At 68.3% G+C, this 9,046-nt stretch carries 8 protein-coding genes; 7 read left to right on the forward strand and 1 reads right to left on the reverse strand.

Annotated elements, in window-relative coordinates:
• Both ACYQ2W_RS24290 and ACYQ2W_RS24295 read left to right on the forward strand, forming a co-directional pair.
• A partial coding sequence (locus ACYQ2W_RS24290) for a DUF779 domain-containing protein (RefSeq protein ID WP_459873247.1) occupies positions 1 to 421 on the forward strand: 421 nt, incomplete at its 5' end.
• 139 nt (positions 422 to 560) lie between these two features.
• Positions 561 to 1,499 (forward strand): VHL beta domain-containing protein, encoded by a 939-nt coding sequence (locus ACYQ2W_RS24295; RefSeq protein WP_459873249.1) that lies wholly within the window; start codon positions 561 to 563, stop codon positions 1,497 to 1,499.
• A 122-nt stretch (positions 1,500 to 1,621) separates the two neighbouring features.
• On the opposite strand, the gene ACYQ2W_RS24300 is transcribed toward ACYQ2W_RS24295, so the two are convergent.
• The gene (locus ACYQ2W_RS24300; protein ID WP_459873251.1) at positions 1,622 to 2,773 is read right to left on the reverse strand and encodes a hypothetical protein; all 1,152 of its coding nucleotides are present in this window, start codon (positions 2,771 to 2,773) and stop codon (positions 1,622 to 1,624) included.
• Positions 2,774 to 2,910: 137 nt separating this feature from the next.
• On the opposite strand from ACYQ2W_RS24300, the gene ACYQ2W_RS24305 reads away from it, so the two are divergent.
• From ACYQ2W_RS24305 to ACYQ2W_RS24325, 5 genes are all read left to right on the forward strand, one after another.
• Positions 2,911 to 3,135: a hypothetical protein gene (locus ACYQ2W_RS24305; protein WP_459873253.1), complete on the forward strand. Its 225-nt coding sequence runs from the start codon at positions 2,911 to 2,913 to the stop codon at positions 3,133 to 3,135.
• Between the two features lie 4 nt (positions 3,136 to 3,139).
• A complete protein-coding gene (locus tag ACYQ2W_RS24310) occupies positions 3,140 to 6,058 on the forward strand; it encodes an insulinase family protein (RefSeq protein WP_459873255.1) in 2,919 nt (972 codons plus the stop codon).
• Between the two features lie 156 nt (positions 6,059 to 6,214).
• A complete protein-coding gene (suhB, locus tag ACYQ2W_RS24315) occupies positions 6,215 to 7,036 on the forward strand; it encodes an inositol-1-monophosphatase (RefSeq protein WP_459873257.1) in 822 nt (273 codons plus the stop codon).
• A 304-nt stretch (positions 7,037 to 7,340) separates the two neighbouring features.
• Positions 7,341 to 7,556: a hypothetical protein gene (locus ACYQ2W_RS24320; protein WP_459873259.1), complete on the forward strand. Its 216-nt coding sequence runs from the start codon at positions 7,341 to 7,343 to the stop codon at positions 7,554 to 7,556.
• Between the two features lie 513 nt (positions 7,557 to 8,069).
• A partial coding sequence (locus ACYQ2W_RS24325; RefSeq protein ID WP_459873261.1) for a tyrosine-type recombinase/integrase occupies positions 8,070 to 9,046 on the forward strand: 977 nt, incomplete at its 3' end.

The following is a 9,046-nucleotide window of genomic DNA, read 5'->3' on the forward strand; positions in this document are numbered from 1 at the left end:
AAGCCGCGGGGCGGGCGACCGCCCCGCCGAGGAGCACCCCATGGTCGAAAAAGTCACCGCCACCCCGGCCGCCCTGGAACTGATCGAGACGCTGAAGCGCAAGCACGGCGACGGCCTGTTCTTCCACCAATCCGGCGGCTGCTGCGACAACAGCGCCGCCAACTGCTTTCTCCCCGGCGAGCTGACCATCGGACCGGGCGACCAGTACCTCGGCGCGATCGGCGGCTGCCCCTTCTATATCAGCAAGTCGCAGTACGCCTACTGGCGTCACACCCAACTGATCATCGACGTCACCGAGGGACACGGCGGCACCTTCTCCCTGGAGGGCCCCGAAGGGAAGGCCTTCCTCACCCGCTCACGGCTGTTCACCGATGAAGAGCTCGCCGAGCTGGACGTCCCACCGCCCGAACTCGACTATTGACCTCTCGTTGTCCCGCCGGCGACCGCGCGGCGCGCCACCGCACGCCGATTCCTCTTTGCAATCGTTTACAATCGGCGACGGCCCGGCGCGCGGCGACCCCGCCCCGAGGCCCCGGCAACCCTTTCGAGAGATCAACACCATGAAACGTCTGTTCCTCGCGCTCGTGCTGCTCCTCCCGGCCACCGCCCGGGCCACCGAGCTCTCCTGCGACCAGGAGTCCGGGCAACGTTCCAACTCCTCCGGCGGCAGCGCCAGCGTCACCTTCCAGAACGACTCCTCGGCCACCGTCAACGTCTACTGGATCAACTTCCAGGGCAACCGCACCCTCTACAAGACCCTCACCGCCGGCGCCTCCTACCGCCAGCCCACCTACATCGGCCACCCCTGGGTGGTCACCGACGAGAGCGAACGCTGCGTCTACCTGTGGGTCCCCGAGCAGTCCAGCGAGAACGTCGAGATCACCGACGCCACCCTGACCGCCTCAAACGGCTCCGATGCGGCGAGCAGCGGCGACATCGAGACCCTCTTCGGCCTCGCCGAGAGCCACTATGCCAACTGGTTCCCGGCCGGCCCATCCACCACGAGCGCCGCCACCTGGACCTACCGCCACTACCCCTCCACCGGCATCTACCTCGGCGTCGACGAGCAGAGCGGGGTCTACCTCTACGGCGGTCCGTGGGGCGACCAACTGATCCGTATCGGCACGGTGAGTGAACTGCTCGCCCAGTTGCAACCGACCACTGGCACCACCGATCCCAACGCCTTCAGCCGCCCGGTCGCCACCCGCACCGGCGTCGGCACCCCCGCCGCCGACCTCGACTTCCAGGAGGGCCAGTCGGTGAACTTCGACTGGCAGGCGGAAGAGCACCTCACCGTCAACGGCGTGCGCTTCGACTACCAGGCCGACGGCGGCACCTCATGGACCTACACCCACGGCAGCGCCCCCTCGCTCAGCTCCGCCATCGTCTACAAGAGCGGCATGGGCAGCGGCACCCTCAGCGCCGGCCCGATCAGCATCAGCATCATCAACAACGACAACCCGCTGTCGCCGGTCTTCGTCACCTACACCTTCGAGTAGCGATACTCATCACGCTACCCGGCGGTCTCCCGCCGGGTAGCGTGATACATCGACGACCCCCTCCATACCCCGTCACCTCACGGGTGTCCCGGCGCGGCCGCCTGGCTGCGGATACCAAACGGCTACTCGTCGGCCAACCGGACATCGGAAACCCACGCCAGCCCGAACCGCCCGGGATGGTGGAGCAGTCGCACCCGATCCCGCCCCGGCTCCAGCTGCCCGTAGAGGCGCCCGCCCACCTTCAGCTCTTCTTCACCGTCGCCCCGCCACGACGCCACCGTCAGGTAGTAACTCGTGCCCTTGCCGGAGACGGAATGCTTGTGGATCAGCGGCACCGCCACCCGCCGGGGCTGCGCCTCGTCCATCACCCCGTTGAGCAGGCCGAGGCCGCCGACCGCGGCGAGCGGCAGGCCGGCCAGCGCGATCCCCGCCGCCACGCTCCATTCGACGTGGGAGTTGGCCCGGCCGCGCAGCAACGGCACGCAGAGCAGGAGGAACAGCAGGGTCAGGGGGAGCGCGCCGGCCAGGGCGGTGAACCAGAGGTCGAACCAGTCCAGGGGCACGTAGCGCACCGCGGTGATCACCAGGCTGACGGTGCCCGCCACCACGGCGCCGACGGCGATCCCGAAGGCGACCAGACGCCCCGCCCACGGGGAGTCGGGAGCCACCCGCGCCGGCCCCTCGCGCTCCAGCGACTCGGCCAGCGACACCAGCCGCTCCACCGCCCCATGCACCGTCTCCGCGCCCACCGCCTCCCACGCCTTGAATGGTCGCCACACCGCCCGCAGCGCCTCTCCGTCACACTCCAGGTGAGTGAAACCGGCGGCGAACAGTCCACGGATCGCCTCGCGCACCCGAGCGTCGGCGAGCCAGCGGCGGGCGAACGGACGGTCGTCGAAGGCGAGGTAGACCGCCCGGTCGAAGGCGGGGTCGCCGCTCTGCGGTTCCACCGCCAGGCCGATCGCCTTGAAGAAGCGGTCGAAGGCCCTTTCGCGCCGCAACGCCAGCGACCGCACGGAGCCGACCGGCAGCGCGACGGTGAGGCTGGGCGGCATATTGCGGCCGCCGGGGAACAGGGCGAAGCGATAGCGCCGCCCGGCCAGCTCCCCGGAGCCCTCGCCGTCGCCACTCCTGCCGGCGGCCTCCCCCAGCCGCCCCATCGCCGCCCGCTGCCGCCGCCGCCAGCGCAGCGCCACCACCAGCGTGATCACGACCGTCACCAGCAACAGGGCGATCACCGCCGTCAGCATCCACACCATCCGCCGCTCGTCCATCGTCCCCCTCCTCCCCTTGTCCCGTCGCCGGCCCGACCCCATATCCGCCGCTAAGGGGGCGTATTGCCGGCCGTATCATTGGTATCATTCCGCCCCACCCCAAGTCCCGTGAGCGTTCAGCGAGAGGATTCCATCCGATGCCCTACCTGGTCTACAAGATCTTCGCCGAGAAGAAACTGGAGTACGTCGACAGCCAGCCCTCCTACCGCGAGGCGAAGGCGGTGGTGAACGCCATGCGCAAGGAGCTGCCCAAGGACGCCGACCATACGGTGCGGCTGGTCTTCGCCAAAAACCAGGACGAGGCCGAGCGCCTGCTCACCGAAGAGCGCGAGGCGCCACCCGCCGGTGAGGAGTACAACTGACATCATGAGCGACGTCCATCCCGCCTTCGAGCTGCTGCGCAGCGAGCCGATCTCCTCCCTCCACCTGACCCTGGAGGAGTACCGCCACACGGCCACCGGCGCGCGCCACCTGCACCTGGCCAGCGACGATGGCCACAACGCCTTCATGGTCGCCTTCCGGACCGTGCCGGAGGACTCCACCGGCGTCGCCCACATCCTGGAACACACCTCGCTCTGCGGCTCCAAGCGCTACCCGGTGCGCGACCCCTTCTTCATGATGACGCGGCGCTCGCTCAACACCTTCATGAACGCCTTCACCGGCGCCGACTGGACCGCCTACCCGTTTGCCAGCCAGAACCGCAAGGACTTCGACAACCTGCTGCGGGTCTACCTCGACGCGGTCTTCTTCCCCAACCTCGACGAGCTGGACTTCGCCCAGGAGGGGCACCGGGTGGAGTTCGAGCCGGCCGACGACGCCAACGGCCAACTGGTCTTCAAGGGGGTGGTGTTCAACGAGATGAAGGGGGCGATGAGCAACCCGGTCTCCACCCTGTGGCAGACCCTTTCCGCCGAGCTCTACCCGACCGTCACCTACCACCACAACTCCGGCGGCGACCCGCATCACATCCCGGATCTCACCTATCAGCAGCTGCGCGACTTCCACCGCACCCACTACCACCCGAGCAACGCGCTGTTCCTCACCTACGGCGACATCCCGGCCGCCGACCACCAGGCGCGCTTCCAGGCGCTGGCCCTGGAGGGCTTCGCGCGGGACGACCACGACTTCACCATCCCCGACGAGCGGCGCTTCGACGCCCCGCGCAGCGTCGAGGCCACCTACGCCCTCGACCCCGCCGAGGAGACCCGGGCGAAGACCCACATCGTTCTCGCCTGGCTGCTCGGGCGCAACGACGACATGGAGACGGTGCTCAAGGCCCACCTGCTCACCGGCGTGCTGCTCGACAACAGCGCCTCGCCGCTGCGCCGCGCCCTGGAGACGAGCAAGCTCGGCACCTCCCCCTCGCCGCTCTGCGGCCTCGACGACTCCCCCCGCGAGATGTCCTTCAGCTGCGGCCTGGAGGGCTCCGAGCCGCAACACGCCGAGGCGGTGGAGCGGCTGGTCTTCGAAGTGCTCAACGACGTCGCCGAGAAAGGCGCGCCGAAGGAGATGGTCGAGGCGGTGCTCCACCAGTTGGAGCTCTCCCAGCGGGAGATCGGCGGCGGCCACTTCCCCTACGGCCTGCAGCTGATGCTCAACGCCATGACCCCGGCGATGCACGGCGGCGACCCCGCCCACGCGTTGGAGATCGACCCGGTGCTGAAGAAGCTGCGCGCCGACATCGAGGACCCCGCTTTCATCCCCGCCCTGGTGCGCGAGCTGCTGCTGGACAACCCCCACCGGGTGCGCCTCACCCTCGCCCCCGACACCGCCCAGGCGGAGCGCGAGGCCGCGGCCGAGGCGGCCCGCCTGGCGACCATCCGCGAGGGGCTGTCGGAAACGGAGAAACGGGCGATCGTCGAGCGCGCCGCCGCCCTGGAGGCACGCCAGAATCGCCACGACGACCCCGAGCGGTTGCCCAAGGTGGGGATCGAGGACGTCCCCGCGGAGTTGAAGATCGCCCGGGGCGAGGAGCACGAGCAGGCCGGCATGCCGATCGCCTGGTACCCGCAGGGGACCAACGGCCTGGTCTACCAGGAGCTGGTCACCGAGCTGCCGGAGCTGAGCGACGAGGAGACCGACCTGCTGCCGCTGCTCAGCTCGCTGATGGGCGAGGTGGGCTCCGGCGGCCGCGACTACCTGGAGACCCAGGCGCTGCAGGCGGCGGTCACCGGCGGCATCGGCGTACGCACCCCGATCCGCGGCGCGGTGGACGACGTGCAGCGCGTGCGCGGCCTCTTCGTCGTCTCCGGCAAGGCGCTGGCGCGTAATCAGCGGGCCCTCGGCGAGCTGATCCAGGAGACCTTCGAAAGCGCCCGCTTCGACGAGCTGTCGCGCATCCGCGAGCTGATCGCCCAGGACCGGGCGGACCTGGAGCAGGGGGTGACCGGCCGCGGCCACTCCCTGGCGATGAGCGCCGCCGGTGCCGGCATGAGCCCCACCGCCGCCCTCTCCCACCGCTGGAGCGGCCTGCTCGGCATCCGCAAGCTGAAGGCGCTCGACGACTCGCTGGAGGATACCGACCACCTCGGCGCGCTGGCCGCACGGCTGGCGGCGCTGCGCGACAAGCTGGCCGCGGCCCCGCGCCGCATGCTGGTGATCAGCGAGGAGGAGCAGCAGGACGCCATCGCCGGGACGATCGAGGCGCTGTGGAGCGACCGCCCCGCCCACGCGGCCGCCGCCCCCTTCCGCCTCGACGCGGTGGAGCACCGGGTGATGGAGGCGTGGACCACCTCCACCCAGGTCAACTTCGCCGCCCGCGCCTATCCCGCGGTGGCCGCCGCCCACCCCGACGCCCCGGCGCTGCTGGTGCTCGGCAACGTGCTGCGCAACGGCTTCCTGCACCGCGCCATCCGCGAGCAGGGCGGCGCCTACGGCGGCGGCGCCGGCTTCGACGCCGACTCCGGCGCCTTCCGCTTCTACTCCTACCGCGACCCGCGGCTGGAGGAGACCCTGGCCGACTTCGACGCCTCCATCGGCTGGCTGCTGGAGCGCGACCACCCGTGGCACACCGTCGAGGAGGCGATCCTCGGTGTGGTCTCGCGCATCGACCAGCCCTCCTCGCCCGCCGGCGAGGCGCGGATCGCCTACTACAACGGGCTCAACGGGCGCACCCCGGAGCACCGCAACCGGCTGCGCCAGGGGGTCCTGGCGGTCACCGAGGCGGACCTCAAGCGGGTCGCCGAGAGCTATCTCAAGCCGGAGCGGGCGAGCACCGCGCTGGTCACCGCCAGCGGCAATGCCGACAAGGCGCGAGCCCTCGGCCTGGAGATCCGGGCGTTGTAGAAACCACCTTGCCACCGATATGGCGCGGCCCGCCCCATGCGTTGCCGACGCCAGGAGGCGCACCGGTATCGACGGAGTGCCGCGCCCTACGCCCATCCGGCGATTGCTGGTATCCTATCGCGCCTTTCGCCAACCCGCCGTGCTCCGGATCCGCCCATGCAACCCATGCTCAACATCGCCGTGCGCGCCGCCCGTGCCGCCGGCAACGTCATCGCCCGTCACTTCGACCGCCGCGACGAACTGACCATCGACCGCAAGGGACGCCACGACTACGTCACCGAGGTGGACCGCCAGGCCGAGCAGGAGATCATCAAGGTGCTGCGCCGCACCTACCCCGACCACGCGATCCTCGCCGAGGAGAGCGGCGAGGATGGTGGCGCACACGGGAACAAGCGGGGTGTACCCGACTTCCAGTGGGTGATCGATCCCCTCGACGGCACCACCAACTTCCTCCACGGTTTCCCCCAGTTCGCCGTCTCCATCGCGCTCCTCCACCGCGGCCGGCTGGAGCAGGCGGTGGTCTACGACCCGATCGCCCAGGATCTGTTCACCGCCAGCCGTGGCGACGGCGCCCAGCTCAACAGCAAGCGCATCCGGGTGAGCACCGCCAAGGGGCTGGAGAATGCGCTGCTCGCCACCGGCCTGCCCTACAACGACTACACCCACCTGGACGCCTACCTGGGGATGCTCAAGGAGCTGATCGTGCAGACCGCCGGCATCCGCCGCCCCGGCTCCGCCGCCCTCGACCTGGCCTACGTCGCCGCCGGCCGGGTCGACGGCTTCTGGGAGATCGGCCTCAACTCCTGGGACCTGGCCGCCGGCGCCCTGCTGGTACAAGAGGCCGGGGGCTTCGTCGGCGACCTCACCGGCGGCGAGGGATTCATCCAGAGCGGCAACATCGTCGCCGCCAGCCCCAAGGTCTACGAGGCGCTGCTCAAAGTGATCGAGCCGCACCTGACGCCGTTGCTGAGGAAGTAGCGGCAGAACCGGGAGAGGGCCTGTCCCTCTTTCCGGCAGGTAAAAGGCAAAAGGTCAAAGGTCAAAGGGAAGAGAGGCCCTGCCAACCCCAAATACCCTTCGCCGCCAACCGACAAGACGTCAGAGAGCGATTGGCGTCGATCGAAGGCCCTTTTACCTTTTACCTTTCACCTGATGCCCCCCCCCCCGCTCCTTCACCGTAACGGTTTTCATCATCCGCTAAAGTTTCTCGCGATCCGGTCGTCAAAAAGGGGGAGTCCAGCGCGGGCTCCCCCTTTTTTTTCACAGCCTCGGAACGACAACGATGAATGTGACGCGCAAACCGGTACGCGGCGACCTGGCCCTGGAGATGACCATGCGGGACGTGATGGACGCCATGGAGGAACAGGCGATCATCGCCGCCTACGCCACCGCCGCCGGCTGCGTCGAGATCCTCTCCGTCGAACCACCGCTGGCCGAGGTCCACACCCTGCCCCGCCGCCACCGCGCCGAGGTGGTGCCGCTGCGCGCCGCCGGCTGACCTCCCCCTTCATGGCGTTGTAGGTTGGGTTGGACGCTACGGGCTTCCTGCCCTCCCGCGTCATAAGCACATCCCTGTGCAAAGACGCTACGGGCTTCCTACCCTCCCGCGTCATAAGCACGTCCCTGTGCAAAAACGATAACGAAGCCCAACGATCCCCCCGAACAGACGGCGCGCCCCTTCCACGATGACGGAGCACTCGCTTTCCGGATTGCCGTAGGTTGGCGCTACCGCGCCGACGCGAACGGAAGCAGCGGGCTTGCGGCCGCGATAACCGTTCCGAATGGAAGCCCCCACTCGGAAAGGGTGGCGGAAATGATAAACGACGGTGCCTCCGTTCCCGTTTTAATTCAGAAAACTTCTCGGACCTATGATCCGTACTTTTTCTTTTATATTCAATATCCTGTGATCTATTTTTTCCCTTAGAACCCTTGCCATCGCCGCGCTCATCCACTATTTTTGTCACAGTTTTGGCACAGTTTGTAGGCGTGGATAGCCGGGGAGGAGCAGGAGATGGCCACCATCCGCAAGCGTGGGCCCTACCAGTGGCAGGCCCAGATCAGAAAGACCGGGTACCCCCATCAGTCAAAGACTTTTGAGAACCGCGCCGAGGCCGAGGCGTGGGCGCGTGCGCTGGAAAGCGAGATGGACCGGGGGGTGTTTGTCTCCCGCTCCGAGGCGGAGCAGACGACGCTTGGCGAAGCGCTGGAGCGCTATTTGCGCGAGGTGACCCCCGCCAAGAAGGGGGCCGATCGGGAGAAGAGAAAGATCCGTCTGTGGCAAAACCGCAAGCTTGCGCTGCGCCCGCTGGCATCCATCCGCGGCGCTGACCTGGCGGAGTTCCGCGACCAGCGGCTCGCCGACGGGAAGAGCCCCTACACCGTCAATCATGACCTCAACCTCATCTCCCATCTCTTCACCGTCGCGGTGAAGGAGTGGGGCATGGAGTCGCTCAGAAACCCGGTCAGTTACATCCGCAAACCCAAGCAACCCCAGGGGCGGGATCGGCGCTTGGAGGGTGACGAAGAGGCCCGCTTGCTGGAAGTGGCCGACTCCCCCTACCGCGAAGTGATCACCCTGGCCATTGAGACCGCCATGCGGGCGGGGGAGCTGCGCACCCTGAAGTGGTCGAATATCGACCTCGAAGCGCGCACCGCCACGCTTCCCGACACCAAGAATGGGGAGCGCCGCGTGGTGCCCCTCTCCTCGCGGGCGGCGGAAGTGCTGGGTCGTCTTGCCCCACTCGCCGACGGCGATGACCTCTTTCCCTCCATGACCACCGGGAACCTGGCCTACCGTTTCCGGGCACTCTGCAAGCGAGCGGGAGTGAAAGGCCTGCGTTTCCACGACCTGCGCCACGAGGCGACCAGCCGCTTCTTCGAGCTTGGTTTGAACCCCATGGAAGTGGCGGCGATCACCGGGCACAAGACCTTGGCCATGCTGAAGCGCTACACCCACCTCCGGGCGGAAGATCTGGCCGCCAAGCTGGG

The organism is Endothiovibrio diazotrophicus (genome assembly GCF_054657215.1).

Excerpts from the sequence above, each read along its gene's own strand:
- ACYQ2W_RS24295 (WP_459873249.1), top strand. The coding sequence starts at position 561 with ATGAAACGTCTGTTCCTCGCGCTCGTGCTGCTCCTCCCGGCCACCGCC.
- ACYQ2W_RS24300 (WP_459873251.1), bottom strand. The coding sequence starts at position 2,773 with ATGGACGAGCGGCGGATGGTGTGGATGCTGACGGCGGTGATCGCCCTG.
- ACYQ2W_RS24305 (WP_459873253.1), top strand. The coding sequence starts at position 2,911 with ATGCCCTACCTGGTCTACAAGATCTTCGCCGAGAAGAAACTGGAGTAC.
- ACYQ2W_RS24310 (WP_459873255.1), top strand. The coding sequence starts at position 3,140 with ATGAGCGACGTCCATCCCGCCTTCGAGCTGCTGCGCAGCGAGCCGATC.
- suhB (WP_459873257.1), top strand. The coding sequence starts at position 6,215 with ATGCAACCCATGCTCAACATCGCCGTGCGCGCCGCCCGTGCCGCCGGC.
- ACYQ2W_RS24320 (WP_459873259.1), top strand. The coding sequence starts at position 7,341 with ATGAATGTGACGCGCAAACCGGTACGCGGCGACCTGGCCCTGGAGATG.